Source organism: Aedoeadaptatus acetigenes (assembly GCF_025566985.1).
In the GTDB taxonomy this organism is placed as follows: domain Bacteria; phylum Bacillota; class Clostridia; order Tissierellales; family Peptoniphilaceae; genus Aedoeadaptatus; species Aedoeadaptatus acetigenes.
This window is the reverse complement of the sequence record NZ_JAOQJD010000010.1, coordinates 35982-62218: the sequence shown is the minus strand read 5'-3', so window position 1 is coordinate 62218 and position 26237 is coordinate 35982. Positions and strand designations below refer to the sequence as shown.

The following is a 26237-nucleotide window of genomic DNA, read 5'->3' as shown; positions in this document are numbered from 1 at the left end:
GCATAGAAAAAGACGGCCCGCGCGGCCGCCTTTTTTTACTCTTCTTCCAATATTTTTTTCCACTTGGCCAAATTTTCTTTTTCCTTTTCGGCCAATTCCGGGTAAGTCGGGTTCATGTCTTTCATAAGCTTCAGTATAATTTCCGACACCGCGTAGCGGGCGTACCACTTGCGGTCGGCGGGAATAATGTACCAGGGGGAATTTTCCGTGGAGGTGTGGGCGATTAAATCCTCGTAGGCCTTTTGGTAATCCTCCCAATAGGCCCGCTCGTTCACATCGGAGGAGGAAAACTTCCAGTGCTTTTCCGGGCGAATGATCCGCTCCATAAGCCGCTCTTTCTGCTCGTCCTTAGACAGGTGGAGGAAGATTTTCACCACGGTAAAGCCGTTGTCGTTTAAGTAGGATTCGAAGGCGCGAATCTCTTTGAAGCGGCGGTTCCAAATGTTGTCGTCCACCAATTCTTCCGGCAGGGGAGATTCTTTTAATAAATCGTGGACCCGGGTGACCAGCACGTCTTCGTAGTGGCTGCGGTTGAAAATGGCGATTTCGCCGCGGCGAGGCAGGGCCCTCGCGATGCGCCACAGGTAGTCGTGATCCAGCTCCTCGGCATTGGGGACTTTAAAAGGCGTTACCGTCACGCCTTGGGGATTTAAGGCCGTAAAGACGTGTTTAATGAGGCCGTCTTTTCCCGCGGCGTCCATGGCCTGGAGAACCACGACGATGCCGCGGGTGTTTTCCGCGTAAAGGGCGTCTTGCAGCTCGGCCATGGCGTTCAGATTTTCAGGAAGAAGTTTGCTCTTTACTTCTTTTTTCTCCAGAGGACCGTCGTAGGTCGTGGCGTAATCTTTTAGATGAATCTTTGCCTTTTCAGGAACTTTGTATTGGTTTATATTCATAGGGCACCACCTTTTCGGGTATAATACATGTAGTAACTGAGACAGGAGGATTTTATGAAAAAAGAATTGAGACGAAGCACCACCGATCGCGTCTTCGCCGGCGTATGCGGCGGCTTAGGCGAATACTTCGGCATCGACTCCAACATTGTACGGGTATTGTGGGTTCTCTTCGCCCTCGGCGGGGGAAGCGGCCTATTGGTCTACATTATTTGCGCTCTGTTGATTCCCGAAGAATCTACCTGGTAAGGGCAGCGTCTTTCGCTTCCGAGAGCCTTTTATTTTTCGGATCCAGGGCCAGGAAGGCGTCGAAAAGTTTTTCGGCGTCTTTTTTATTGCCCTCTTGTGCGTAGCGATTGGCCCGGGCGATGGCCTCGGACTGAATGCTCTCCATCATGGCCTTGGCATTGGCGTAATTGTTGCGGTCTTCTTCCACCACCTCTTTGTAGGCGGCGTAGGCGGCCAGGCTGTCTCCCGCGCGGGAAAGCTCCAGGGCTTTTTTGTAGGAGGCGTCGGAGGCCTTTAAGGTCTCCAGCTCCTGAATTTTCAAGGCCATGTCCACATTGTCCACCGTAGGCGGAAGGCCGTCGTAAATGGCCTCGGCGGCGGCGTAATCCCCCATGGCGATAAAGTTTTGGGCCTTGTCGTAATTGCGCCGCGTGCTCACCCCGTCGTAAATGCGAAAAGCAAAGAGGGTGAGGGCGATGGCGGCGACTGCGGCGACGAGAAAGAAGAAGACGCCTTTTTTCTTCGAGGGCGCCGGTTCGCTCCCTATGCCACGCTCAAGATCGATTTCGTCCAGGGGGCGAATGGGGATGGTCTCCTCGTAGGTCGTGGCCCGATCGGCGAAATCTCGGTCCTTGTTCACGTAAAGCTGAAAGAGCTTTTTGTTTACCTGCCGCTCGGTGACCGCCGAGAGCACGAAGTCCTTGGATCGGCTGCAGTGATGGCAGATCGCCTCTTCATCGGAATTGGTAAAGCCGCAGATGCAGCGCCACACATTGCCGCTCTTTTCGCCGTAGGTGTAAAAGTCCGGCCCGAAGAGCTTTTTCAGCTCGTCCTTCTTTTCCTTGGGCACCGTGGGCACGGTAAGGGACACTTCCTTGGTGCGATCGTAGTAATTTCTCGTGCCGTCTTGAAAATGCACTTCCGAAATGCGAATGCGCACGCCCCGCGCCGTGTGGTGGCGCTCGTCCAAAATCCAGTAGGGAAGGTAGGAGAGGGACTTGGGCTTTAAATTGAGATTCTCGTAGCCGTGGTGAAAGACGGTTTCGTCGAAAATAAATTTGCCGAAGGCGTTAATAAAAAGCACGTCTACCTTTATAAAGGTGACGGTTTTGTCGGTGTCGTTGATCACGTCGATGACCAGGGCGAAATCCGTATCCGCCTGAGCCAGGTAGGCATCCACCACCTGCACCCGGTTGGCGGGATTTACTCGTACTTTTGTCAATAGGGTTCGCATAGAAACCTCCTCGCCCCTATTATAAAAAAAGGCCGCAAAAGAAACAAGAAGCAAGAAAAAAAGCACCCTAAGGTGCTAGCGGCGGTAGATCTTTTCGGGAAAGTGGTGCTGCCTCTTCGACAGCGCATAACCTGAAAAGATCCCCAGCATATTTAAGAGCCAATCGTCGATGTCGGCGCTTCGGCCCGTGAAAAACTGCAAAGTTTCCACGAGAAGAAAGATGCCGCCGTAGAGGAGAAACAAGGGGCGAAGGTCTTTCAATCGGCGAAAGAGCACGGGGCTGAGAAACCCGAGGGGCACGCCGATGAGGATGTTTCCGAAAATATTCAAAAACATCCCCGTAAAGGATCCGTAGCGCCAAAAGGCCTTGATGGTGGCGAAGGGAATTAAATTCAGCTTCCAATCGGCCAGGTCCGTGTCGATGCCCAAGAGCACGCCGCCCATTTCCAGGCGCTCGTTGTCGATGAGAAGAAAAAATAAGAGCCACAGGCAGTAGGTGGAGAAGGCCAACAGGAGCCGCTCCCGTTTGCGATTGCTCTTCTTTTTTTGTTTGGAAAAAAATTGCGTACGCAGGAATGAAAAAGCAAAAAAGGAAAAGAAGACGACGATGGGCGTCTTCTTCAGTACATAGTAGATCAAAAATACCTCTCCGGATCAAAATCCCACAAGCTGTCCAAGAGCACGTCGCTTTCTTTTACGATGGCTTCTCGATAGGGTAGATTGTACGTGTCTTTTACGGCCACCACGTAAAGCCCCGCTTCCTTGGCGGCGGCCAGTGCGTAGTGGGCGTCGTCCACGAGGATGATTTCATCGGGCGATGCACTCAGGCGCTCGGCCAAGGCGTAGTAAAAAGCCGCGTCGCTTTTTTCGATTCCCACGCCGTCGCAGGTTTGGATGAAGTCGAAGGCATCGTCCAATTGAAAGCGGTGCAAGGCGGGCATTAAAAGCTCTTGATTCGTGGCCGTGGCGAGAACCACCGGCCCCAGGCGCCGGGCCTTTTCGACGGCCTCCATGGCCCCTTCCTTTAAGGGAAGGTTGTTGCTGTAGCCGTCCAACAAAATGGCGCCCATTTCGTTGAAGATTTCTTCCGGCGACTCCTCCAGCTCCAGCTCTCGCTTAAAAAAGGCGCTGGACTGCTTTAAACTCATGGTGGTAATTTGATCGTGAATGGCGTCGGTGTATTCCTTGCCCTTGGACTCCACGAAATTGCGGCCCAAATTGCGCCACATGCCCATGGAGTCGATTAAAGTTCCGTCGAAGTCGAATGCGGTAGCTTTCATAGGATTCCTTTCTGTTATTTGCGGCACAGCACTTCCAAGCTCATGAGGCCGTTGATTAAATCTTTTCCCGAATCGAAACTCATACCGATCCGGTAGCCGTCCAGGCGCGTCGTGCCGGGGAGCATTTCCGCCATGTCCGCGTGGAGGGTGGTGTTGGTTTCGATGGTCACATTGTAGGGGGCGGTTAAATCGCCGAGAGGCAAGGCGGAGAAGTCCTTGTCTAAAACCAGGGCCACTTTTTCCATAATCTCCGCCCGCACCTTTTGAAAATTGCGATGGACGACGGCACTGTGTGCCAAGCTGTCTTTCGTCACTACGTATTCCACATAGGGCATGTAGCCTTCCAGAATCAATTGGTTGTAAAGACCGCTGTCGCCGACAATCAGGCCCACGGGAATGTGCTTTTCCTTGGCGTAGATTTGATTGATCATGGCCTCGGAGCATTTAATGCCGTTAATGCTTACCCGGTGAAAGGACGTGGAGTAGCTGTGGTCCATATTGGCCCGGTGCTGGCCGCTGGAGGCGTGGTAGCCGAGAAAAAAGATCACGTCGTGGCGATCCAAGCCGCTCATCATGTATTCTCCCCTCGGGTAGCCGGAGATGAGCTCGATGCGCTCGTCCATCTCCGAGAGGGTGAGGTAATCCAAATTTTTGCCGTCGCCGTGGCTGTCGGCGACGGTAATGGTTTCGATGTCTTTATTTTTCGGGCTCCTCTGAATGCCGTCGATCACCGCCTGCAAATGGGCGTGAATGGCCCGCGAATAGGCGGAAGCGGCCTTGTATTCGTCGCTGAAGCGGTCGATGCCGCCGATGCCCTCCATGTCGAAGGAAATATAGATATTCATTAAATGCTCCTTTCCGTGGTAGGATAGAAGGTAAGAAAGGGGAATGGGAATGGATTCGTATTATATGAACGAAGCCCTGAAAGAGGCGAAGAAGGCCTACGATTTAGGGGAAGTGCCCATCGGCTGCGTCATCGTGAGAGACGGCGTGATTATCGGCCGGGGCCACAACCGAACAGAGACCGACGAAAGCGCCACGCACCACGCGGAGATCATGGCCTTAAAAGCGGCCGATGAGGCCACGGAGGGCTGGCGCATCGGCGGCGATCTCTACGTCACCGTGGAGCCCTGCCCCATGTGCATGGGGGCCATATTAAACAGCCGTATCGAGCGGCTCATTATCGGCACCGACAATCCCCGCTTCGGCGCGGCGGGAAGCGTGGTGAATCTCGCGGCCTTTCGCGCCTTTAATCACAGCGTCGATGTTACCGAGGGCGTCTGCGCCGAAAAATGCCGCGCCCTCATGCAGTCGTTTTTTAAAGGCCTTCGCTAGCCCGGGCTTTGGCCGCATCCAGTTCTTCTTTGGTGAGGCCCCGCACGATGGAGAAGGGATCCCCCTCGGCCACGGCCCGGGAAGGCACCTTGGCGCCGTCGGGGAGGCGGGTATTTTCTTCGAGAATAGCGAAATCGCCCACATACACCCCTTCGCCTGCGGACACGCCGCCCTTCACCGTGGCGTAGGCGCCGATGGATGCGCCCTTAATTTCTGCACCGGCCTCGACGACGGCGTATTCGCCGATGATTGCCGGGGAATCGGCGGTGCCTGAAATTTTCGCCGAGGGATCCACTGCGGCGCCCGCTTTAATCCTTACATGGTCTTTTTCCGTATATGTCATAACAACCTCGTTTCTTTAGTAATTGTGGAAACAAATATCCATAATAATCACCGCGGCGAAGTACACCGCCAAGGGAAGGGCGTCTTCGTAAATGGCCACGGCGTATTCCTTGCCGCCGGCGATGGGGCTCGCGGTCATGGACATGAGCTTTAATTCGTCTTCTTCGATGAAAAATTCCCGGTTTCTGACAAAGCCCACAATGTCGTATTTCTTCTCGCGGTAGATAAAACTGAGATTGGGAAGGGAGAAGCGGGCCTTGTCTTCGAAAAAGTCCACGACCTCGTCGTCAAAGGACAGTTGAAAGGCGTGGGTTTGAAAGGGAGGCGGCGTTTTTCGCTCCAGGTGAAAACGCTCGTTTCCATCGGCATCAATTAGTGATAGAGTATAGGGTATCATGGGAAGTTCGCGGAGGATGTAGTCGAATCGGTCGACGAGAGCATCGTCCTTGTTGTGTAAAATCTTTAAACCGTCCGCGTCGTAAAAAGCATAGGCCATGGCGGCCGGCGGGCGAGATGTCGCTCGCATGGTGCATCGAATCATGGTGTCACATCCTTCCCGTTTATTGTACTATACCGAGTCGAAAATACAAGAATTTGAATAAGGAGGTCGCCTTGGAAAACATGGATGAACTTTTAAAACGTATTAACGAATTGGCTCACGAGGCCAAGGTACGTCAGCTCACCGACGAAGAGGTGGCGGAGAGAGATCGGTTGAGAAAAGCCTATTTGAAAATCTTTCGCGAAGGCTTTCGTCAACAGCTTTTAAATACAAAGGTCGTGGACGAAGAGGGAAACGACATTACCCCCGAAAAACTAAAGCGGGCCAAAGCGGCTAAAAAAGCCGCCGAAAAAAAGGACGGGATCTGATATGCGCGCCCTGATCGTCGGCGGCGGAAAATTAGGCATGCGCCTCGCCCGCGCTTTGGTGGAAGAAAACATCGAGATCACCGTGCTGGACAACGATCCTCGGGTGATCCAAAAGGTAAACAACGAGCTGGACGTGTTGACGGTCTTGGGAAATGCTCTGGATTTTAATATTCTCAGGGAACTGGACATTCAAAACTACGATTTAATCATCGGCACGGTAACCAGCGACGAATCCAATGTATTGATTACGAGCATCGCCAAAAAGCTCGGCTGCAAAAGCGCCATCGCCCGCATTCGAAATCCCGAGTACCACTCCCAGATCCGCCTGATCAAAGAGGAGCTGGGCATCGACTACGTCATCAATCCGGAGCGGGCGGCGGCCATGGCCATCGAAAAATACCTGCTGAAGAAGTACTCCCTTATGAGCGACGAATTTGCCGGCGGCAAGGTCAAGCTCGTGGAATTTAATGTGGGGCAGGAAAAAGAGTTTGTGAACAAAAAGCTCATGGACCTGGATAATTTCGACAACCTTCTCATCGCCGCCGTCTCCCGCCGGGGCTACACCTTTATTCCCGACGGCAACACCCAGCTCAAAGAAAACGACGTGATTCTGGTTATCGGGGCGCGAAAAAACATCGACGCCTTCGACCGGGACCACTCCAAGGTGACGGCGGTCAAGCCCACAAAGAGCGTTATGATCTTAGGGGGCGGCAAGCTCGGGGATTACCTGTGCAGCCTTTTATTAGAGGATAACATCGACGTGTTGGTCATCGAAAAGGATCACGACAAGGCCGTGTCCTTGAAGGAGCGCCATCCCGATGCCGTAGTGATTCACGGCGACGGCACGGACTTTAATGTGTTGGAAGAAGAAGTGATCAAGTCCTACGACGCCTTTATCGGCGCCACGGGCATCGACGAGACCAATATTTTAATGGCCCTGTCCATGAAGGAAGAGGGCATTACGAAATCCGTGGCCAAGATTTCCCGGGTGAATTTCATCAACGTACTGGACCGACTGAACTTGGACGCCACCTTTAATCCCAGCTTTATTACGGCGTCTTTGATTTTGAAGTTGATTCGGGGCAAAGACGCCCTGGCCATCAGCCTCATGTACGACGGCAATATGGAAGTGGCGGAAATTCAGCTGGACGACGATTTAGAGGTTTTGGATACGTCCCTGGCCGATTTGTCCCTTCCCAAGGGTATACTCATCGCCGTCATCGTGCGCGGCCAAGACGTGATCATTCCCAACGGTCGCTCCTGTTTGAGAAAGGGCGATCGGATCATCGTCTTCTGCAAACACGAAAATGTCCACGCCATGAAAGAATACTTCTACAATTCGGAATCAGGAGGCCTGTTCAATGAACTTTGGAGCGGCGTTTAATGTCTTAGGCGCCCTTTTAATGGTGGAAGGGGCGTTTCTCATGCCGCCTCTTCTCTACGCCGTCTGCCACGGAGAGGGTAGCACAAAAGCCTTTATTATCGCCATGGCCCTGGCGCTCATCGTCGGTGCCTTGTTGTTTTTCATGCCGCGAAAAGAAGAACGCATTCGGGGCCGCGACGGCCTGTTTATCGTGGCCGTGGGATGGATCGTCGCCTCCCTTCTCGGCGCCGTACCCATTTACTTAGGCGGCGGCACGCCCAATTACATCGACGCCCTCTTTGAAACCGTCTCGGGCTTTACGACAACCGGCGCTTCGGTCATACCCAATGTGGAGGCCATCGACAAGAGCATCGTCTTGTGGCGCAGCATGACCCACTGGATCGGCGGCATGGGGATCTTGGTCTTTACCCTGGCCCTTTTGCCGCGGGTGGGGACCAACGGCTTTCGCATTTTCAAGGCGGAGACGCCGGGTCCCGTGGCGGGGAAAGTGGAACCCCGCATGAAGGACACGGCCAAGGCCCTTTATAAAATCTACTTATTTATCACCGTCGTCCTCTTCGTGCTTCTGTATTTCGCCGGCATGAACGTCTTTGACGCGGTCATCCACACACTGGGCGTCGTGGGCACCGGGGGCTTTTCCTCCCACGCCAATTCCTGCGCCGCCTACATCGACAATTCCGCCATTTTAATTATTATGTCCGTGTTTATGATCATTTGCGGCACAAACTTCAGCCTCTATTCCCGGGCCGTGGGCGGCCATTGGCGGGAGATGTTTTTAGATGAAGAGTACCGCCTCTATTTGAAAATCCTCGGCGGCGCCGTCGTGTTGATCGCCCTGAATTTGGTTCTATCGAATGAAATGACCGTTGGCCTCGGCTTAAGGGAATCCCTCTTTCAGGTCACCAGCATTATTTCCACTTCGGGCTTCGCCTCTTCGGACTACGATCAGTGGCCGGGCTTCAGCAAATGTATCTTGCTGGCTCTGTACTTCTTCGGCTCCTGCGCCGGCTCCACCGCCGGGGGGATGAAGATGATTCGTATTTTGGTCCTGTGGAAGATCGTGAAGCGGGAAATTTTCAAGAGCATTCACCCCAACGCCATTATGCCCATTCGCATCAACGGAAAGATCGTGGAAGATCAAGTGATCTTCGGCATCGTGGCCTTTATCTGCGTCTATATTATTCTCCTCGCCGTCTCCACGGCGCTGACGGCCACCTCCGGGGTAGACTTTCTCACGGCCTTTTCCGGTTGTTTGACCTGTCTGTCCAATGTAGGGCCGGGATTTTCCGGCGTCGGGCCCACCAACACCTTTGTGGAATTTGCGCCGGGGTACAAGCTGCTCTTTTCGTCCCTTATGCTCATGGGGCGCTTGGAATTTTTCACCATCCTCGCCCTCTTCGCTCCCCAACGGGGCCATCGTTACATGAATTAGGAGTGAACTATGCACATTACCATGATCGGAACCGGCGCAGGCTCCAGGCTCTTGGCGCAGGCCCTGGTCCGGGAACACCACACGGTGGAATTTCTCATTCGCAGGGAAAAACAAGTGAAAAAAGCCCTGCGGGATTTTCACGCCCATTTTTACGAAGACGAAGACGATGTCTTGGCCATGGATTTTGATACGACCGACGCCTTCGTCTTTTGCGACGATTCCAATCGCGCCCTGGCCTTGGCGAGCTTGCTCTCAAAGCGGGGCGCGCCCATTCACTTCATCAGCTACGACAGCGCCCTGGGACGGCTTCTCGAAAAAACCAAATCCACCTTCGGCATCGACTTCGTCTACGATTACGGCGAAATCCTGGCCAGCCGCATCCACCACTTCTTTTACGAAGAGGCGGGCATGCAGACGGAAATTTTCGAAAACTTCGACTCGGCCATGGTAAAAATCGACGTGGCAGACAATCCGGCCTTTGTAGGTCGGCGGGTAAAAAACATCGGCCCCTTGGAAGAATTGGTGCTCGTCACCATTCGGCGGGGCGGAAAAATCATCGTGCCCAAGGGTAACACCGCCATCGAAGCCGACGACGTGCTGCGCCTGGTGGGCAGCACCGAGGCCGTGGGCCGCTTCCGCCGGCGCTACGCCCGAGTGGACGTCTTCGAAAGCCTGGAGCGCAAGCGGCGCTTTTTGGTTTTCGGCGACGGCAAGGGCGCCCAAAGCATCGAAGCGGCCCTGGCGAAGGAAGCGGACACCCTGCTTCTTTCCAGAGGGCGGCGCTATCCCTACGGCGTCAACTACGTCATCGATCGGCCCGTCACCGAAGCCATGGAAGACGTGGACGTGGCGGCTTACGACGGCTTTATCGCCGCATCCGACGACGACGCGGACAATTTCCTCGTGGCCACGGCGGCGCGAGATGCGGGCCAAAACCACGTGGCCCTGTGTTTAAAAGACGAGCGCTACATGCGGGTCGTGGACGTGGCCCACACCGGCGGCATATTCTCCGGAGAGCTTCTCGTGTCTCAACAGATCAAAAACAATCTCTTCGGCCCGCCGGAAATCTCCCTGCACCTGTTTCCCGGCACCTTGGAAATCTACGAAATCGTCTTGAGCGAAGATGTCTATGCCACGGGCAAAACCATCGAATCTTTGGAACTTTCCGAAGGCTTTTTGATCGGCGGCATCGAGCGGAAGGGAAAGAGCGTCTTGCCGAAGGGCAAGACCGTCTTAAAAGAAGGAGACCATTTAATTCTCTTCCTTTTGCCGGAATGCGCCGGGGATTTGCAGAAGTTTATTCGCCGAAAGGCCAAGCGCTTTTTGACGGAACTGTTTTCCATGTAGAATAGAAAGAGGAGCATGTGACATTTTCAAACGACTGGGACGATTTATTGAAAGAGGAAATGGAAAAGCCCTATTACAAGGACTTGCGCCGCCTCTTAATCGAAGAATACAAAACCCAAACCATCTATCCCGAGGCCGAGGCGATTTTTCGCGCCATGCGCCTCACCTCCTTTCACGACACGAAGGTGCTTCTCTTGGGCCAGGATCCCTATCACGGGCCGGGGCAGGCCCAGGGCATGAGCTTTTCCGTGCCGGCGGATTTTCCCCTGCCGCCCTCTCTCGTCAACATCTACAAAGAATTAAAAGACGATCTTGGCATCATCCGCGAAAGCGGCGATTTAACTTCCTGGGCGAAAGAAGGGGTGCTCCTTTTAAATACCACCTTGACCGTGCGGCGGTCTCAACCCATGAGCCACGGAAAAATCGGCTGGGAAATCTTTACGGACAAAGTCGTGTCCCTTTTGGGCGAGCGGGAGCGGCCCATGGTCTTTCTCTTGTGGGGCGCCCACGCCAGGAGCAAAAAGCGCCTCATAAAAAATCCCGCCCACCGCATCATCGAATCGCCGCACCCTTCGCCTCTGTCCGCCTACCGGGGCTTTTTCGGCTCCAAATGTTTTTCGAGGACCAACGCGTATTTAGAAGCCATGGGCGAGGTGCCTGTGGACTGGAGGTAATATGTACTTACACGTAAAAGAAGAAATGGCCGCGGCGGGATCCATTCCCGTGCTCTGGGTTTTGCCCGAGGCCGAGGCCAAAGACAAAGTCATCATCTACTATCACGGCTGGGGCTCCGACGTGGAAAGCTCCCGCTTCCGGGCGAGCATTTGGGCGGCGGCGGATTATCCCGTCCTCGTCGTGGAAGAAGCCCTTCACGGCGCCCGGGGCAGCTGGGACTACGAAGACATCAAAAAGCTTCCGGAAGTGGTCATCGAAAACATGAAGGAATTCGACGCCATTCTCGCCTGCGTCCGCGCCCGCTTTCCCGAGAAAAAAATCCTGGTGGCGGGCCACTCCATGGGCGGCATGACCGCCATGGGCCTCTTGGCGCGGGATGAAGTGGCGGGGGCTTTGGCCTTAAACGGCCTGGGCGACTGGACGCCTTTGGCCATCGCCCCTTACAAAGAAGCGGCACAGGCCTACGATCCCATGAACCACATCTCGAAGCACAAAGACAAAGCCATTTGCATGTTAAACGGCGAGCTGGACGATGTGGTGAATCCCGTCTATCAAAAAAATTACTACGAAAAAATAAAAGACGAACACGAAAACACCGCGCCTCTCGTGTTTGAAATCATCGAAGGAACCTCCCATGTGGTGACCACCAATATGATGGCCATGACCTTGGAATTTTTAGAGAAAATGTAAGGAGAATCCCTCTATGATATAATGATCCGTTGAGGAGGAAGCCATGGAAACGAAAGTGTTACACATAACGGACGAAAAGGATAAGGCGCAAATCGAAGAAGCCGCGCGCCTCTTGCAGGAAGGGGAGCTGGTGATCTTTCCCACGGAGACCGTCTACGGCTTAGGCGCCGACGGTTTAAACGAGAAGGCCGTGGATAAAATCTTTCAGGCCAAAGGTCGTCCCAAAGACAATCCCCTGATTCTGCACATCGCCGATCCGGAACAGGTATTGGATCTGGTGAAGGTGATTCCGCCGAAGGGCAAGGATTGCATGGACGTTTTCTGGCCCGGCCCCCTGACATTGATCTTTGAACGCTCGGAAAAAGTCTCCGACAGCATTACCGCCGGGGCGGATACGGTGGCCATTCGCATGCCGTCCCATCCCATCGCCCACGCCCTTTTAAAGGCGGCGGCCATTCCCGTGGCGGCGCCCAGCGCCAACACCTCGGGCCGCCCGTCGCCCACCCGCCTCGCCCATGTCCTGGAAGACATGGACGGCAAGGTGCCCATGATCGTGGATTCCGGGGACACCAATGTGGGCATCGAGTCCACGGTCTTGGACGTGACCGTGGATCCCCCCATGATCTATCGCCCAGGCGGCGTGACGAAAGAAGATTTGGAAGCGATCATCGGCGAGGTGGCCATCGACGAGACCACCATCGACGCGGACAACGACGCCGTGCCCAAGAGCCCGGGGCAAAAGTATCGCCACTACGCCCCGAAAGGCGACGGCACCTTGTTTGCCGGGGATTTAAAAAACATCGCAAAAGAAATCAATCGGCGCGTCGCCGAAGCGGAGCCCGGCAAGAAGACGGCTGTGCTCTGCACGACGGAGACAAAAGACCTTTACGAAGGCATGGATCTTTTGGTGGACATGGGCAGCCGCGAACACTTGGAAGATGTGGCCCACAATCTCTTCGACAGCCTGAGGCGCTGTGACGAGGAAGACGTGGACGTGTTGTTTGTGGAAGGCTTCGACTTTATCGGCATCGGCGTCGGCATTATGAATCGGCTCTTAAAGGCCTGTGGCGGAAAGGTGGTATTGGGACTATGAACATACTCTACATTTGCACGGGAAACACCTGCAGAAGCCCCATGGCGAAGCTACTCACGGAAATCGAAGCGGACAAGCGGGGGCTGAACATCACCGTGCGCTCAAGGGGCATGGCCGCCCACGACGGCGAGTCCATGAGCGTCGGCGCCATTAAAGTCATGGCGGAAGAAGGCGTCAACGCCACGTTTCACAAGGCGAAGACCGTGACGGAAGACGATTTAATGTGGGCGGAAGTGGTCTATGTCATGACCCACACCATGACCGCCAATTTAAAGCGGGGCTACCCGGCGTTTAAGGAAAAAATTCAACCCTTTGCCGAAAAAGACGTCATCGATCCCTTCGGCGGATCCTTGGAAATCTATCGGCTGAGCAGAGACCGCATACTGGAAGAAATCAAAAACAAATGTGAGGGGGAATGGGCGTGAAAATTGCCATGGGCGCCGATCACGGCGGATACAGAAGAAAAGAAATGTTGAAAGCCTATTTGGAAGAAAAGGGCCACACCGTCGTGGACGTGGGCACGGATTCCACGGATTCCGTGGACTATCCCATTTACGGAAAGGCCGCGGCAGAAAAAGTCGCCGACGGCAGCTGCGAGCGGGGCATTTTAATTTGCGGCTCCGGCCTCGGCATCGGCATGGCCGCCAACAAAGTGAAGGGCATTCGCTGCGCCATGGTCTCCGAGCCCTACTCGGCCGAGCTTTCTCGCCGCCACAACGACGCCAACATGATCTCCATGGGGGCGAGAACCATCGGCGGCGACATGATGAAAGAAATCGCCGACACATTTTTGGAAACGGACTTCGAAGGCGGACGCCACGCCCGCCGCGTAGCCATGATCGAGGAGGAAACATGGGAAAAGTAACGGTAACCGAACACCCTTTAATTCAACACAAACTCACCCTTTTAAGAGAAGCCTCTACCTCCAGTAAAGACTTCAGACAGCTTTTGACGGAGATCACCATGCTTATGGGCTACGAGCTCACGCGGAATCTCCCCATTCAGGACAAAGCCATCGAAACGCCCATGGGGCGCACCGTGGGCAAAGAAATGGCCGGCAAAAAACCCGTCATCGTCCCCGTCCTGCGGGCGGGCCTCGGCATGGTAGACGGCCTCTTGAACTTAATTCCCGGCGCCCGCGTGGGCCACATCGGCCTCTACCGAGATCCGGAGACCCTGGAGCCCGTGGAATACTACTGCAAGCTTCCCAAGGAAATTGCAGACCGGGAAGTCATTATCGTGGATCCCATGCTCGCCACCGGCGGGTCTTTGGCCGCCGCGGTCAACTTCGTGAAGCAAAGAGGCGCCACCTCTGTACGCGCCTTATGCCTTTTGGCGGCGCCGGAAGGGCTCGAAGCCTTTCAAAAAGCTCATCCCGACGTGGATTTGTACGTGTCGTGTATCGACGAAAAATTAGACGAGCACGCCTATATTGTGCCGGGTCTCGGCGATGCGGGAGATCGAATTTTCGGAACGAAGTAGTAGGTGAAGCATGAAAATCTTGTTATGGCCCTTTCTCGTCGCGGTCCTTATTAGCCTAATCGCCACGCCCGTCGTTCGAAAAGGCGCCATTCGTTTCGGCTTTATGGACATCCCCAAAGACGAGCGCAGAGTCCACAAAAAAGCCATGCCCCAAAGCGGAGGCCTGGCCATTTTCCTCGCCGTCCTCGTGAGCGTGTTGATGTTTCTGCCCGTGGACGGGGAAAAGATCGCCTTTCTCACAGGCGCCGCCCTTATCGTGGCCGCGGGCCTTTACGACGACAAATTCGCCATGAGCGCCAAGGCCAAATTCGCCATGGAAATTTTGGCGGCCGCGGTACTCATCGTCGGAGGCACAAAGATCTCCTTTTTCACCAATCCCTTTTACGGCACCAATCTCGTCATTAATTTAGATTGGCTCGCCGTTCCCATTACCGTCTTTTGGGTCGTGGGCATTACCAACACCATCAATCTCATCGACGGAATCGACGGCCTCGCCTGCGGCATCAGCGCCATTGCATCCATCAGCCTCATGTTTGTGGCCCACCGGCTGCAGCACGAGGAAATGGCCGTCTTGGCAGCCATTCTGGCCGGCGGATGTTTGGGCTTTTTGCCCTACAACTTCAATCCGGCGAAAATCTTTATGGGAGACACCGGCGCCCTGTTTTTGGGCTTTACACTGAGCTATCTGGCCATCGAAGGGGTCATGAAATCCGTGGCCATGATCACCATCTTAATTCCCGTGTTGATCTTAGGCGTGCCGGTTTTCGACACCACCTTCGCCATGATTCGCAGAAAGCTTTCGGGAAAAAGCATTTCCGAGGCGGATAAGGGCCATTTGCACCACCGCCTCCTGCGCCACGGCTTCAATCAAAAGCAGACCGTCCTCGCCCTTTACGGCGTGAGCATCATCTTCGGCATTATCGGAAACATCGTAAGCACCATGCACGAAAAAAACGGCCTGATCGCGTCCATCATCATCATTGCCGCGGTGGGAATATTGGCCCTGTTCTTAGGCCTGTTAAATGAAAGAGAGGAAGAGCATTGAAAGTACTGTCCGTCTTCGGCACAAGGCCCGAAGCCATTAAAATGGCGCCCATCGTTCTGGCCCTGAAAGAGCGGGGGGACGTGGAAAGCATCGTCGCCGTCACCGGCCAACACCGGGAAATGCTGGATCAGGTTCTGGACATCTTCGGCATCGTCCCCGACTACGATCTGGACATCTTCACCCCCGGTCAAAGCCTGACGGACATCGCCGTGCGCTCTTTAAGAGGCTTGGAAGACATATTTAAAACCACAAAGCCCGACCTGCTCCTCGTTCAGGGCGACACCTCCACCGTCTTTGCGGCGGCCCTATCCGCCTTCTACCACGGCGTGAAAATCGGCCACGTGGAAGCGGGACTCAGAAGCCACAATCTCTACTCCCCCTACCCGGAAGAAGCCAATCGCAAGCTCACCGGCGTCTTGGCCAATTACCACTTTGCCCCCACGGAGTCCAATCGCCAAAATCTTTTAAGAGAAGGCTACGACGACAAGAGCATTTACATTACGGGCAACACCGTCATCGACGCTTTGGCCTACACGGAGCGGGAAGATTTCGTCTTCGACGAGGCGGCATTAAACGCCATCGACTTTAAAAAGAAAAAAACCATTCTACTCACTTGCCACCGCCGGGAAAACCTGGGCGCGCCCATGAAGCGGATCTTCTCCGCCGTGCGCCGCATTGCCGATGAGTACGACGATGTGGAAGTGATCTTTCCTGTGCACCTAAATCCCAAAGTGCGGGAAATCGCCGAGGCGGAACTGGGCGGTGCGAAAAACATTCACCGCATCGAACCCATGGACTATTTGCCCTTCTCAAACATTATGGCGAGAAGCTATCTCGTGGTCACCGACAGCGGCGGCATTCAGGAAGAGGCGCCCCACTTCGGCATTCCCGTCCTCGTCGTTCGGGAAGAGACGGAGCGGGAAGAAGGCATCGTGGCCGGCACGGCGAAATTGGTGGGCACGGAAGAGGCGGCGGTGTACGAAAACATCCGCCTCCTCCTCGAAGACAAAGACGCCTACGACGCCATGGCCAAGGCCTTAAATCCCTACGGCGACGGCAAGGCGGCGGAGCGCATCGTAGATATTATTTTAGAGAATCAAAAAGAAGGAGGCGGCCGGTGAAACGATTGAAGCGAATCCTCCCCGCCCTTTTGTGCCTCTCACTTTTGCTGGGCGCGGCACCGACGCCTGCGGAAAATCCTCCGCAAACGCCCGGAGAAAAAGTGGCGGAGCCGCGGGATCAGAAAGAAAAAATCCGCACGGGCCAAGGGGTGCAGCCCATGACCGCCACGGAGAAAAAAGAATTCGACGCGGCCATGGCCAAGCCCGACGAAGTCCTTTTAAAAAGCTACATCATCGGCGATTACGAAACCGGCGCCATCTACAAAGAATTTAATGCCGACACGCCGGTGGGCCTCGCCTCCACCACAAAGCTCATGACCATCTACTGCGTCATGGACGCCGTGGACAAAGGCGAAATCGGCATGAAAGACCCGGTCACCATCGACCACGCGGCGGCGGCCATGCACGGCAGCGTCTACAAGACCAAGGAAGGCGAAGTCTACACCGTGGAAGAGCTCATTCACGCCGGCATGATCGTCTCCGGAAACGACGCCATGATCGCCCTGGCCGATCGCATCGCCGGCAATGAGCAGGCCTTTGTGGCCCGCATGAACGCCAAGGCCAAGGAAATGGGCTTCAGCCACATGCACTTCATCAACGTCCACGGCCTCACAGATTACGCCGCCAACGACTACAACAAGGCCACGGCGAGAGAAATGTTTGAGCTTTCCAGAAGTCTTTTAAAACGCTACCCCATGGTTTTAGATGCCACGCGCCGGGCGAAAATCGACGAGCCGGGCAGAGAATACAGAAGCTACGCCACCAATCCCCTGCTGGGCATACTTCCCGGCATCGACGGACTGAAGACCGGCTACACCGGCGCCGCCGGCCGCTGCCTTATCGCCACCGGCGAGAGGCCCGCAGAAGGCCCCTACTTAAACACCCGCTTCATCGGCGTCTACATGGGCGCGGAAAACGACATGGATCGCTACGCCGCCTCCCTGCGCCTGTCGAAAGAAGCCATGAGCCGGCGAAACAAAGTCCTCGCCGATAAAACCAACGAACTGGACTTTTTAACGCTGAAATCGGCGAGCCCGAGAAAAAGCCCGGTCTACGTCAACGAAAACGTGGTTCGCACCGTCAAAGACGGCGCCGAGGTCACCATGGAAATGGAATACAAAACCATCGTTGCGCCCTATTCCAAGAAAGAGCCCGTGGGCGAAGTGCGCTTCGTGTCGGAAGGCGAAGAAATCGCCCGGGCGAAAGTCTATGTAAAAGAAGACATCAAAAAGCCCAATCCCGTCTTGTCCTTCAGAGACATTATGGCCGACGTGTTCCGCGCCATGGAGAAGGCCGCTTGACAGAAAAATACCCACTTGATACAATAGGCGGGTATGGACCCGTAGTTCAGCTGGATAGAATGTTGCCCTCCGAAGGCAAAGATCGTTGGTTCGAATCCAATCGGGTCCGCCAAATGAATAGCTAAGTTGCAGATCTGCAATTTAGCTATTTTCTTTTTTTTATTCGCGCTTCTGTATGAAACGCCCTCAGAAGTCGCGGAAAAACAGGCGAAAAGAAAAGACTTGTAAAAAATTCACAACACCTGTATAATGATTAAGTAAGTTGCTACGGGGTGTGGCGCAGTTTGGTAGCGCACATGGTTTGGGACCATGGGGTCGAAGGTTCAAATCCTTTCACCCCGACCACTCTAATCATTTACAATACGGCGGGGTGTAGCGCAGTTTGGTAGCGCGCATGCTTCGGGAGCATGAGGTCGAAGGTTCAAATCCTTTCACTCCGACCAAATCGAGATTCGCTTCGGCGAGTCTCTTTTTTTAGGTTTTTATTGCGAATATTGCTTTTTCACCGGTCGTTTATGTGGTATATTTATTTATGACTATGGCCCTCTGTGGCCAAGGCAATGTACAGAATGATCTTCTAAATGAAAAGAAAGGAACAGATAATAACATGGCTTTCATTCAATATTTACGCACTCGAATCACCCATAAAGGGATTCGCATCGTCTTCCCCGAAGGTGAAGATCCCAGAGTACTTTGGGCAGCGGTTGAGCACCAAAAAGAAGGCTTAGTCCACCCCATCGTCATCGGTTTCAGAAACGAAATCGAAGCCACGGCAAAGAGAGAAAACATCGATATTACCGGTTTGGAAATCGTGGAAGTCGGCCAATTCGAACACATCGATGAATTGGTTGAAAAGTTTGTCGAACGCCGTAAAGGGAAAATCGACGAAACCCGTGCCCGCGCACAACTTCACGATCCGAACTACTTGGGGACCATGATGGTTTATGCCGGCTATGCCGACGGCATGGTATCCGGTGCCGTTCACACCACGGGCCAAACGATTCTTCCCGCCCTTCAAATCATCAAGACGAAAAAAGGCGTCAACCGCGTATCCGGTGTGTTCATTCTCTTCAGAGGCAAAGAATGCTACCTCATGGCCGACTGTGCCATTAACACGGAAATGGACGCACCGACTTTGGCTGAAGTGGCTGTAACAACCGACGAAGCCGCAAAACAATTCGGTTTCGATCCGAAGATCGCCATGCTTTCCTTCTCTACCAAAGGCTCCGCAAAGAGCGACACGGTTAAGAAAGTGGAAGTCGCCACCTATTTGGTAAAGGAATCCCATCCGGAAATCAAAGTCGACGGCGAACTTCAATTCGACGCCGCCATCGATCCCGAAGTTGCCAAGAAAAAGGCGCCGGGCTCCGATGTTGCCGGCCAAGCCAATGTCTTCATCTTCCCGAACTTGGAATGCGGAAACATCGGCTACAAGATCGCTCAACGTCTCGGTGGATTTACCGCCATCGGTCCGATTCTTCAAGGCTTGAATATGCCGGTCAACGACCTGAGTCGTGGTTGTACGAAAGAAGAAACCTATCAATTGTCTTTGATCACCGCCGTACAAGCGTGCATCGCAAAAGATGAACAAGAAAAATAAAAAATCGGCCCGAAAGGGCCTTTTTTTCTATGTTGAAAAGGTGAGGAAATGGATGCTTTCAAACGATTAAAAGAAAATCTTGCCGCCTACGACAAGGTGGCTGTTGCCTATTCCGGCGGCGTGGATTCGTCCTTTTTAATGGCCGTGGCCGCGGAAGTATTGGGACGTGAAAATGTCATGGGGATTTACGTGGTCAACGAGCTACATCCCCGCAGGGAGCGCTTCGACGCTCATGTCTTGGCGGAAATGATCGGCTGGGAGATTCATGTCATTCACTCCAGCATTTTGGAGAACGAAGACGTCATGGCCAATGGGGTGAATCGCTGCTACTATTGCAAGCGGTCGACCTTTCTCGCGGCGAAAGAATACGCCGAGGGGCACGGCTTCGATATGCTTTTAGACGGCACGAATTTAGACGATCTCTCCGACCATCGGCCGGGTTTTAAAGCCCTGGAAGAATTAGGAGTTAAGAGCCCCTTGCGGGAAGCGGAATTTACCAAGGAGATGGTGCGGACCCTTTCTAAGAAACACTTCGACCTTCCCACGTGGAACAAACCTTCGGATTCCTGTTTGGCCACCCGGATTCCCTACGGTACGCCGCTCACGGTGGAGGCCTTGGCCGTGGCGGAAAAAGGCGAAGCTTATCTCCACGAATTGGGCTACATGACCTGCCGCATGCGCCTGCACGGAAGCGTGGCCCGGGTGGAAATTCCCGTGGCGGATTTTCAAAAGTTTCTCATCAATCACAGGGAAGATGTGGCGGCTTACTTTAAGGAGCTCGGCGTCACCTACACGGCTCTGGACGTGTTGGGCTTCCGCTCCGGCTCCGGCAACGAAGGGTTGAAAGACGCGTGAGGGTTTTATACATCGATCCCTTCAGCGGCATCAGCGGCAACATGTTTATCGGCGCCATGGTAGACGGGGGCCTGTCGCCTGCGGGTTTTCTCGAGGGCCTGGCGCCACTCGGCATCGCCGCCGAGGACGTGATTTTCGAAAAGCGGGAGAAGACCGGAATTCTCGCCACCTACTTTAATTTAAAGAGCGAGGAAGCACGCGGCCATCACGATCACGCCCATCATCACGAACACGATCATCACGGCGATCACGATCATCATCACGAAGACGATCATGAAGACGATCACGTGCATGCCCACCACCACCACCATCATCGCGGCCTTGCCGACATTTTGGCCCTCATCGAAAAGAGCGGCTTCGAGCGGGGGGTCAAGGATCTGGCCAAGGCCATCTACCTGCCTCTCGCCAAAGCGGAAGCCGCTGTCCACGGCAAGGATCTTTACGAGGTGCACTTCCACGAAGTGGGCGAATTGGACGCTGTGGTGGACGTATTGGGCGCGGCCTACTACACGGTAGCGAGCGGCGTGGAGGCCGTTTACGTGGGAAAAATCAACACCGGCGGCGGCATGGTCACCTGCGCCCACGGCACCTATCCTGTGCCCGCTCCGGCCACGGCCCACATTCTGTCCACATTGGATGTGCCCTTGGGGGGGGCTACGGTGGAAGAAGAGCTCACCACCCCCACCGGCGCCGCCATATTAAAAGGCATTCAGGCCGCCTATCGGCCCCGCCCCGAGGGACGGGTCTTGAAAGTGGCCTACGGTGCCGGCACGAAGGATCACGACTTGGCTAATGTGCTCCGCCTCTTTTTCATCGAGACGGAAGAGGCCCGTGCGCCGATTTTTTACAGCTGCAATTTAGACGACATGACCGGCGAGGCCATGGGCTTTTGCATGGAGCGCCTCTTCGATGCCGGGGCGCGGGACGTGAGCTTTGCGCCCATATTCATGAAGAAAAATCGCCCGGGCTATCGCCTGGACGTGCTCGCCGACGGGGCGAGCGAAGAAAAGGTGCTGGAGGCGCTCTTTAAGCACACCACCACCTTGGGCGTGAAGAAAATCCCCCTGGAAAAAATCGAACTGCCTCGCGCCACAAAAGAAACCATGACGGCCCTCGGTCCCGTGTCGACGAAAAGGGCCCGTTATAAAGAGATGGAAAAAATTTCCCCGGAATACGAAGATCTGAAGGCTCTGGCCCTCAAACACGACACCACCGTGGAAGCCGTGCGCCGGGCGTGGGAGTTGGGCCTATGAAAAAGTATTACGCCGTGAAGGCCGGAAAAGTGCCCGGGATCTACCGGGACTGGGACAGCTGCAAGGCCCAGGTCCACGGATTCAAAGGCGCCATTTACAAATCCTTCAAGACGGAAGAAGAGGCCCTGGCCTTTATGGGAGAAACCCGGGAAGAAAAAGACGACGCCTCCTACGACGTCGTGGCCTATGTGGACGGCTCCTATCGCCACGAAGATGCATCTTACAGCTACGGCGTGTCCATGAGCTGGGAAGGCGGCAGTTGGGAAGACAGCTGTCGCTTTACGGGGGAAATGGCCTCGATGCGCAATGTGGCCGGGGAGATTTTAGGTGCCACCGTGGCTATGAAAAAAGCCCTTGAGCTGGGTTTTTCCAATATGAAGCTTTGCTACGACTACGCCGGCATCGAGCATTGGGCCAAGGGCGAGTGGAAGTGCAATAAAAAAGGAACCATAGACTACAAGGCATTCTATGATTCCGTAAAAGATCGCCTGGCCGTAACTTTCGTGAAAATCGAAGCCCACACCGGCGTGGAAGGCAACGAGCGAGCCGATACCCTGGCGAAAGAGGCGACCTTCAGCTCAACTGACGAAGGGTAATATTGTTTTTTTCGAATAGGCTCACGGCGTAGTCGTCCACGCGATAAGCGTTTTTGTAGACCACTTCCCGAATTCCCGCCTGAATTAACGCTTTTGTGCAGTTTAAGCAGGGAAAATGGGTAACATAACAGATAGTGTCCTTGGTGGGGATGCCCTCCTTGGCACAATACAAGAGCGCGTTCATTTCCGCGTGAATGGTGGCGATGCAGTGGCCGTCGCGCATGGTATGGCCCACGTCGTCGCAATGGGGATTGCCTGCCACCGAGCCGTTATAACCCGTGGAGACGATGCGATGGTCTTTATTGACCAGGACGCAGCCCACAAAAGCGCGGTCGCAAGTGGAGCGGCTGGCCACGATTTCCGTGATTTGCATAAAATAGGTGTCCCAAGATTTTCTCAAAGCAAACCTCCTCTCGCTTAGTATAGCACGGGAGGATAATTTGGTAAAAGGAGTAAGGAAAGGAATTATTTATGAAAAAGACAATGAGTGAATTTAAAGACTTCATTGCCAGAGGTAATGTCATGGACATGGCCGTCGGGGTCATCGTCGGCGGGGCCTTCGGAAAAATCGTCACGTCCTTGGTCAACGACATGCTCATGCCCTTAATCGGGCTTTTGCTCGGCGGCATCGATCTCACGAAAATGTACCTGGCCTTAGACGGAAAGACCTATGCCAATCCCGTGGAAGCGGCGGAAAGCGGCGCGCCCATTTTGGCCTACGGGAACTTCCTGCAAAACGTCATCGACTTTTTAATCATCGCCTTCGTGATCTTTATGGTCATCAAGCAAATCGGCAAAATGAAAGATCACTTCATTCACACAGAAGAGGAAGCGGCCACCACCAAAGTCTGCCCCTTCTGTAAGGAAACGGTGCACATCGAAGCCACCCGCTGCCCCCACTGCACCGCCGTTTTGGAGGATAAGTAATGGCCAAGGGCTTGGTCCTTGAAGGCGGCGGCGCCAAGGGCAGCTACCAACTGGGCCTTTTCCGCGCCCTTCAAGAAACACATCCGGATCTACGCCTCGTCGTAGGCACGTCCATGGGCGCCTTAACGGGCGCCTTTATTGTTCAGGGAAACACCGATGTGCTGGCGGATATTTGGCAAAAGTTCTCTTTCGAAGGGGGAAGAGAGCTGATGCTTTCATTGGATGAGGCGAAAAAGACGCCGGACATTATTCGCATCGCAAAAACCGCCCGGGCCGCCCTGAACATGGATGTGGCTCCCTTAAGAGAATTGATTCACCGCCACATCGACGAGGAGAAAATTCGCGCCTCGAAAATGGACTACGGCCTCGTGGTCTACAATCTAAGCGAAGGGAAGACAGAATACCTTTATCTGGAGGACATTCCCGAGGGCAAACTCCATCAATACATTTTGGCCAGCTGCGCCTACCCGATCTTTCCCCCCGTGCGCATCGACGGAAAACTTTACGTGGACGGCGGCGTGGGCAACAATCTGCCCTACGAAATGGTCTTGGCCAAAGGCATGGAGCCTGTGATCTTAAGGACCAATCCGCCGAAAAAAGGAGAGAAACTCCCCGAAGAAGCCCTCGTCTTGGGGCCCGCCCGCCCCGTGGCCGACACCATGCACTTCGATGCGGACCTGGCGCCCTACCGCATGCAGCAGGGCTACCGCCACGGCCGGCGAATCATCATGGGCTACGACGGACTGGACTACACCTTCTACCCCATCGCCGAAAAAGAAGCCTTCAGACGATTAAGCGAACTGTTTTTCGCCCGCACGGAAGACTTCCGCTACCTGGCCGAGGTCAAGGGAAGCGGCGAGCGGGGCATCGTGGAAAACCTGTGGCCGTCTTTGGCCGCGGACCTGGGTCTTTCCGAAGACTACAGCTACAAAGCCCTGTTCATCGGTCTCATGGAAGCCAGGGGAAACATGCTCCATCTGCCGAAAGATCCCTTTTACACCGTGGAAGGCTTTTTAAAGGCCCTGGATGAAAAGAGCCACGTCCATCCCCGAGTGGTCTCCACCCTGGACCGAGTGCTCTATTTGTTGTTTTGCGGAAAGAGGTTGGCCATTGAATAAAGAAAAAATTACCCGCCTTTTAGAAAACCATCGCCCCGAACCCCTGGGCCTGGACCACCGCTACGCCGTCTTGTGCGCCCTGGTGGAGGTGGAAGGAGAGCTGCACGTGCTCTTTGAAAAGCGCTCCGCCCGCCTGAAAAGCCACACCGGCGAAGTGTCCCTCCCCGGCGGCCGCATCGAAGAAGGGGAGACGCCCGAAGAAGCGGCCTTTCGAGAGACTATCGAAGAGCTCAGGATCGATCCCGCCTGTTTGGAAATCTTAGGCGAAAGCGACTACCTCGTCACCCGCCAGAGCAAAGCCGTGCACTGCTTTATCGGCGTCCTCCACGGCGTGGACGTAGCCGCCATCGATCCGGAGCCCGCGGAAGTGGCCTACGTCTTTACCGTGCCCCTCGACCTCTTCTTGGAAACGGAACCGGAGGTGCACCCCATCGAATTCAAAAAAGACAACGACGACGGCTTTCCCTACGAACTCATTCCCACCACCACCGTGGCCCCATTTAACAACTACATCGACCGCATCTTTTTCTACAAAGGCGCCGAAAAGAAAGAGCAAATCGTTTGGGGCATGACGGCAAAAATCATGTACGGCGTGGCGAAACTCTTAAAAACCCTCCTTTAATTACAAAAAGATGACATCGCAGCCATTTCCTTGCCCCCGGTTTTTTCGATTGGTACAATTGGTTTTGTGAAAGTTACAAATTGTAACCAATTACGGAAAAACTCGGACAAAGGAGATACCATCGTGATAAAAAAGACCGCCCTGCTTTCGGCCCTCGCCCTGAGCCTCATTCTGCCCGCCCATGCGGAAGCGAAAACTGTCACCGTCAATCGGCCGGGCCTCGCCCCCGCTCGCTACGAAACCGACGCCGCCACCGTCGGCGAATTTCTCCTGGAAAAAGACATCATCCTCGAAAAAGGCCAAGTGCCCTTCCCCAGCGCATCGGAAGCACTGAGCGAGCAGGCGGATCTCACCATCAGATCGGGCTACACCATTACCGTGAAAGACGGCAAACATAGCTACACCCGCTCCGCCACATCGAACAAAGTGGCGGACATACTGAACGAGCTGAACATTAAGCTCGGCGAAAAAGACACAGTCACCCCGCCCATGGAAGGCAGCGTAAAAGAAGGCGAAATCCTGCGCATCAATCGCTATAAAGAGCGCACGGAAAAAGCCATGCGCGATATGCCCTTTGCCACCGAGCGCAGAGAAAATCCCCAAATGGATGCGGGGAGTGAGCGCGTCATTCAAAAAGGCGAGGCGAGCAAAGTGGAAGAAGTGGTGCGCATCAGCACCGTCAACGGCGAAGAAACCGCCCGCATCGTCCTCTCCTCCCGCGTCATTCGTGAAGGAAAAAATGAAATCGTCGAAGTGGGTACGAAGCCCGTGGAAAACATGATTCACGGCAAGAAATACAAAAAGAAAATCACCATGAACGGCACGGCCTACGATCCGAGCGCCGGCAAATGGACCGCCTCCGGCACCCGCGCCCGCGTCGGCGCCGTGGCCGTGGATCCCCGCGTGATCCCCCTCGGCACCAAACTCTATATCGAAAGCGCCGACGGCTTCCCCACCTACGGCTTTGCCGTGGCCGAAGATACCGGAGGCGCCATCAAAGGCAATCGCATCGATCTGTTCTACAACAGCAGAAGAGAAGCCTACAACTTCGGTCGGAGGAATGTGATTGTGTATGTCTTAGAAGACTGAGAAAAGAGACGCTTGAGGGCGTCAGAGTGATGATAAAGGAGGGAGAATCATCCGATTCACCCTCCCTTTTTTGTGTCATCAAACAGCATTCGCCTCAATTTCACAAAGGCGAGCGAAAAAAACTGTCTACGTTACACCAACCGGCGTGGACGAAAGAAAATGGATCTAAAAGCGGTGTTGACCTTTGCATGCATGAACATGAAAAAACTGGCACTAATGATGGATCGAAAAGAGCGGGACGGAGGAGGCGACGGCCCTTCTTTTACTGATTTATGGAGAAAATGGATTGACAACATAAAAAAGAGACAAACCCCGAAATTTATTCGGAGTTTGTCTGCAGTCTGACATCCTTTGCAAATGCAGAGGATGTTTTCTTTTTTGCGTGGCTTGACGATTTTGCATCGGATGATGGTTTTAGCGATGGGCTG

Annotated in this window: 32 protein-coding genes and 3 tRNA genes; 27 read left to right on the top strand and 8 right to left on the bottom strand. The window is 54.3% G+C overall.

The features are described 5' to 3' along the window. Positions 1 to 35 precede the first annotated feature (35 nt). Positions 36 to 896 carry a polyphosphate kinase 2 family protein gene (locus OCV31_RS06790; RefSeq protein ID WP_148473712.1) on the bottom strand — a complete coding sequence of 287 codons (861 nt, stop codon included), beginning with the start codon at positions 894 to 896 and terminating at the stop codon, positions 36 to 38. 54 nt (positions 897 to 950) lie between these two features. Between OCV31_RS06790 and OCV31_RS06785 the strand changes: the two genes are divergently transcribed. Next, the gene (locus tag OCV31_RS06785; protein WP_148473710.1) at positions 951 to 1142 is read left to right on the top strand and encodes a PspC domain-containing protein; all 192 of its coding nucleotides are present in this window, start codon (positions 951 to 953) and stop codon (positions 1140 to 1142) included. On the opposite strand, the gene OCV31_RS06780 is transcribed toward OCV31_RS06785, so the two are convergent. The 4 genes from OCV31_RS06780 to OCV31_RS06765 all read right to left on the bottom strand — a co-directional run bounded on the left by OCV31_RS06780 (position 1132) and on the right by OCV31_RS06765 (position 4480). Then, the gene (locus OCV31_RS06780; protein WP_148473708.1) at positions 1132 to 2355 is read right to left on the bottom strand and encodes a tetratricopeptide repeat protein; all 1224 of its coding nucleotides are present in this window, start codon (positions 2353 to 2355) and stop codon (positions 1132 to 1134) included. The two genes, OCV31_RS06785 and OCV31_RS06780, sit on opposite strands and share 11 nt — an antisense overlap. 75 nt (positions 2356 to 2430) lie before the next feature. Further along, entirely contained in the window at positions 2431 to 2994 is a 564-nt protein-coding gene (locus tag OCV31_RS06775; RefSeq protein WP_148473706.1) for a VanZ family protein, read from the bottom strand. Next, positions 2991 to 3635, bottom strand: a complete 645-nt coding sequence (locus OCV31_RS06770; protein ID WP_148473704.1) for an HAD family hydrolase — start codon at positions 3633 to 3635, stop codon at positions 2991 to 2993. Before OCV31_RS06770 ends, OCV31_RS06775 begins: the two co-directional genes overlap by 4 nt. 14 nt (positions 3636 to 3649) lie before the next feature. Beyond that, positions 3650 to 4480 carry a M55 family metallopeptidase gene (locus tag OCV31_RS06765; RefSeq protein ID WP_148473701.1) on the bottom strand — a complete coding sequence of 277 codons (831 nt, stop codon included), beginning with the start codon at positions 4478 to 4480 and terminating at the stop codon, positions 3650 to 3652. Positions 4481 to 4529: 49 nt separating this feature from the next. On the opposite strand from OCV31_RS06765, the gene OCV31_RS06760 reads away from it, so the two are divergent. After that, a complete protein-coding gene (locus tag OCV31_RS06760) occupies positions 4530 to 4970 on the top strand; it encodes a nucleoside deaminase (protein WP_267303853.1) in 441 nt (146 codons plus the stop codon). On the opposite strand, the gene OCV31_RS06755 is transcribed toward OCV31_RS06760, so the two are convergent. Together OCV31_RS06755 and OCV31_RS06750 are read right to left on the bottom strand one after the other, a co-directional pair. Continuing rightward, entirely contained in the window at positions 4954 to 5313 is a 360-nt protein-coding gene (locus tag OCV31_RS06755; RefSeq protein WP_108831013.1) for an LbetaH domain-containing protein, read from the bottom strand. The genes OCV31_RS06760 and OCV31_RS06755 overlap by 17 nt on opposite strands. A 15-nt stretch (positions 5314 to 5328) precedes the next feature. Further along, complete coding sequence (locus OCV31_RS06750; RefSeq protein WP_148473697.1) at positions 5329 to 5838, bottom strand: LURP-one-related/scramblase family protein; 510 nt, start codon at positions 5836 to 5838, stop codon at positions 5329 to 5331. Positions 5839 to 5933: 95 nt separating this feature from the next. On the opposite strand from OCV31_RS06750, the gene OCV31_RS06745 reads away from it, so the two are divergent. From OCV31_RS06745 to OCV31_RS06650, 20 genes are all read left to right on the top strand, one after another. Then, complete coding sequence (locus OCV31_RS06745) at positions 5934 to 6179, top strand: DUF896 domain-containing protein (protein ID WP_108831046.1); 246 nt, start codon at positions 5934 to 5936, stop codon at positions 6177 to 6179. A 1-nt stretch (position 6180) separates the two neighbouring features. Beyond that, complete coding sequence (gene trkA, locus OCV31_RS06740) at positions 6181 to 7563, top strand: Trk system potassium transporter TrkA (protein ID WP_148473695.1); 1383 nt, start codon at positions 6181 to 6183, stop codon at positions 7561 to 7563. After that, complete coding sequence (locus OCV31_RS06735) at positions 7541 to 8995, top strand: TrkH family potassium uptake protein (protein ID WP_148473693.1); 1455 nt, start codon at positions 7541 to 7543, stop codon at positions 8993 to 8995. The genes trkA and OCV31_RS06735 overlap by 23 nt, the downstream gene beginning before the upstream one ends. Positions 8996 to 9004: 9 nt before the next feature. Beyond that, on the top strand, positions 9005 to 10342 hold the full coding sequence (locus OCV31_RS06730) for a TrkA C-terminal domain-containing protein (protein ID WP_148473691.1): 1338 nt from the start codon (positions 9005 to 9007) through the stop codon (positions 10340 to 10342). A gap of 17 nt (positions 10343 to 10359) precedes the next feature. Next, positions 10360 to 11016: a uracil-DNA glycosylase gene (locus OCV31_RS06725; protein WP_148473689.1), complete on the top strand. Its 657-nt coding sequence runs from the start codon at positions 10360 to 10362 to the stop codon at positions 11014 to 11016. A 1-nt stretch (position 11017) separates the two neighbouring features. Then, on the top strand, positions 11018 to 11707 hold the full coding sequence (locus OCV31_RS06720; RefSeq protein WP_148473687.1) for an alpha/beta hydrolase family protein: 690 nt from the start codon (positions 11018 to 11020) through the stop codon (positions 11705 to 11707). 43 nt (positions 11708 to 11750) lie between these two features. After that, positions 11751 to 12800 (top strand): L-threonylcarbamoyladenylate synthase, encoded by a 1050-nt coding sequence (locus OCV31_RS06715; protein WP_148473685.1) that lies wholly within the window; start codon positions 11751 to 11753, stop codon positions 12798 to 12800. After that, positions 12797 to 13225, top strand: coding sequence for an arsenate reductase/protein-tyrosine-phosphatase family protein (locus OCV31_RS06710; RefSeq protein ID WP_148473683.1), 429 nt, complete (start codon positions 12797 to 12799; stop codon positions 13223 to 13225). The genes OCV31_RS06715 and OCV31_RS06710 overlap by 4 nt, the downstream gene beginning before the upstream one ends. Continuing rightward, entirely contained in the window at positions 13222 to 13665 is a 444-nt protein-coding gene (gene rpiB / locus OCV31_RS06705) for a ribose 5-phosphate isomerase B (protein ID WP_267303852.1), read from the top strand. Before OCV31_RS06710 ends, rpiB begins: the two co-directional genes overlap by 4 nt. Continuing rightward, complete coding sequence (gene upp / locus OCV31_RS06700; protein WP_108831003.1) at positions 13653 to 14282, top strand: uracil phosphoribosyltransferase; 630 nt, start codon at positions 13653 to 13655, stop codon at positions 14280 to 14282. Before rpiB ends, upp begins: the two co-directional genes overlap by 13 nt. Positions 14283 to 14292: 10 nt before the next feature. Continuing rightward, positions 14293 to 15327, top strand: coding sequence for a glycosyltransferase family 4 protein (locus OCV31_RS06695; RefSeq protein ID WP_148473679.1), 1035 nt, complete (start codon positions 14293 to 14295; stop codon positions 15325 to 15327). Then, positions 15324 to 16448, top strand: a complete 1125-nt coding sequence (gene wecB / locus OCV31_RS06690; protein WP_148473677.1) for a non-hydrolyzing UDP-N-acetylglucosamine 2-epimerase — start codon at positions 15324 to 15326, stop codon at positions 16446 to 16448. Before OCV31_RS06695 ends, wecB begins: the two co-directional genes overlap by 4 nt. After that, a complete protein-coding gene (locus tag OCV31_RS06685; RefSeq protein WP_148473675.1) occupies positions 16445 to 17749 on the top strand; it encodes a D-alanyl-D-alanine carboxypeptidase family protein in 1305 nt (434 codons plus the stop codon). Before wecB ends, OCV31_RS06685 begins: the two co-directional genes overlap by 4 nt. A 35-nt stretch (positions 17750 to 17784) precedes the next feature. Next, positions 17785 to 17861, top strand: a tRNA-Arg gene (locus tag OCV31_RS06680). Positions 17862 to 18017: 156 nt separating this feature from the next. Then, positions 18018 to 18094: transfer RNA gene (locus OCV31_RS06675), tRNA-Pro, on the top strand. 21 nt (positions 18095 to 18115) lie between these two features. Continuing rightward, positions 18116 to 18192, top strand: a tRNA-Pro gene (locus tag OCV31_RS06670). Positions 18193 to 18356: 164 nt separating this feature from the next. Then, the gene (gene pta, locus OCV31_RS06665) at positions 18357 to 19349 is read left to right on the top strand and encodes a phosphate acetyltransferase (protein WP_148473673.1); all 993 of its coding nucleotides are present in this window, start codon (positions 18357 to 18359) and stop codon (positions 19347 to 19349) included. A 48-nt stretch (positions 19350 to 19397) separates the two neighbouring features. Further along, positions 19398 to 20204, top strand: a complete 807-nt coding sequence (gene larE, locus OCV31_RS06660) for an ATP-dependent sacrificial sulfur transferase LarE (RefSeq protein WP_148473671.1) — start codon at positions 19398 to 19400, stop codon at positions 20202 to 20204. Beyond that, the gene (larC, locus tag OCV31_RS06655; protein WP_148473669.1) at positions 20201 to 21457 is read left to right on the top strand and encodes a nickel pincer cofactor biosynthesis protein LarC; all 1257 of its coding nucleotides are present in this window, start codon (positions 20201 to 20203) and stop codon (positions 21455 to 21457) included. The genes larE and larC overlap by 4 nt, the downstream gene beginning before the upstream one ends. Next, entirely contained in the window at positions 21454 to 22053 is a 600-nt protein-coding gene (locus OCV31_RS06650; protein ID WP_148473666.1) for a ribonuclease H1 domain-containing protein, read from the top strand. Before larC ends, OCV31_RS06650 begins: the two co-directional genes overlap by 4 nt. On the opposite strand, the gene OCV31_RS06645 is transcribed toward OCV31_RS06650, so the two are convergent. Beyond that, entirely contained in the window at positions 22031 to 22453 is a 423-nt protein-coding gene (locus OCV31_RS06645; protein ID WP_148473664.1) for a deoxycytidylate deaminase, read from the bottom strand. The genes OCV31_RS06650 and OCV31_RS06645 overlap by 23 nt on opposite strands. A gap of 71 nt (positions 22454 to 22524) precedes the next feature. Here OCV31_RS06645 and mscL point away from each other — a divergent pair, with 71 nt between their 5' ends. From mscL to OCV31_RS06620, 5 genes are all read left to right on the top strand, one after another. Continuing rightward, positions 22525 to 22980, top strand: coding sequence for a large conductance mechanosensitive channel protein MscL (gene mscL, locus OCV31_RS06640; protein WP_148473662.1), 456 nt, complete (start codon positions 22525 to 22527; stop codon positions 22978 to 22980). Beyond that, positions 22980 to 24098, top strand: a complete 1119-nt coding sequence (locus tag OCV31_RS06635; RefSeq protein WP_148473660.1) for a patatin-like phospholipase family protein — start codon at positions 22980 to 22982, stop codon at positions 24096 to 24098. The genes mscL and OCV31_RS06635 overlap by 1 nt, the downstream gene beginning before the upstream one ends. Further along, positions 24091 to 24720, top strand: a complete 630-nt coding sequence (locus OCV31_RS06630) for an NUDIX hydrolase (RefSeq protein WP_267303851.1) — start codon at positions 24091 to 24093, stop codon at positions 24718 to 24720. Before OCV31_RS06635 ends, OCV31_RS06630 begins: the two co-directional genes overlap by 8 nt. Positions 24721 to 24843: 123 nt before the next feature. Beyond that, positions 24844 to 25809 (top strand): 3D domain-containing protein, encoded by a 966-nt coding sequence (locus tag OCV31_RS06625; protein ID WP_148473655.1) that lies wholly within the window; start codon positions 24844 to 24846, stop codon positions 25807 to 25809. Between the two features lie 159 nt (positions 25810 to 25968). After that, on the top strand, positions 25969 to 26154 hold the full coding sequence (locus OCV31_RS06620; protein ID WP_148473653.1) for a hypothetical protein: 186 nt from the start codon (positions 25969 to 25971) through the stop codon (positions 26152 to 26154). Positions 26155 to 26237 lie beyond the last annotated feature (83 nt).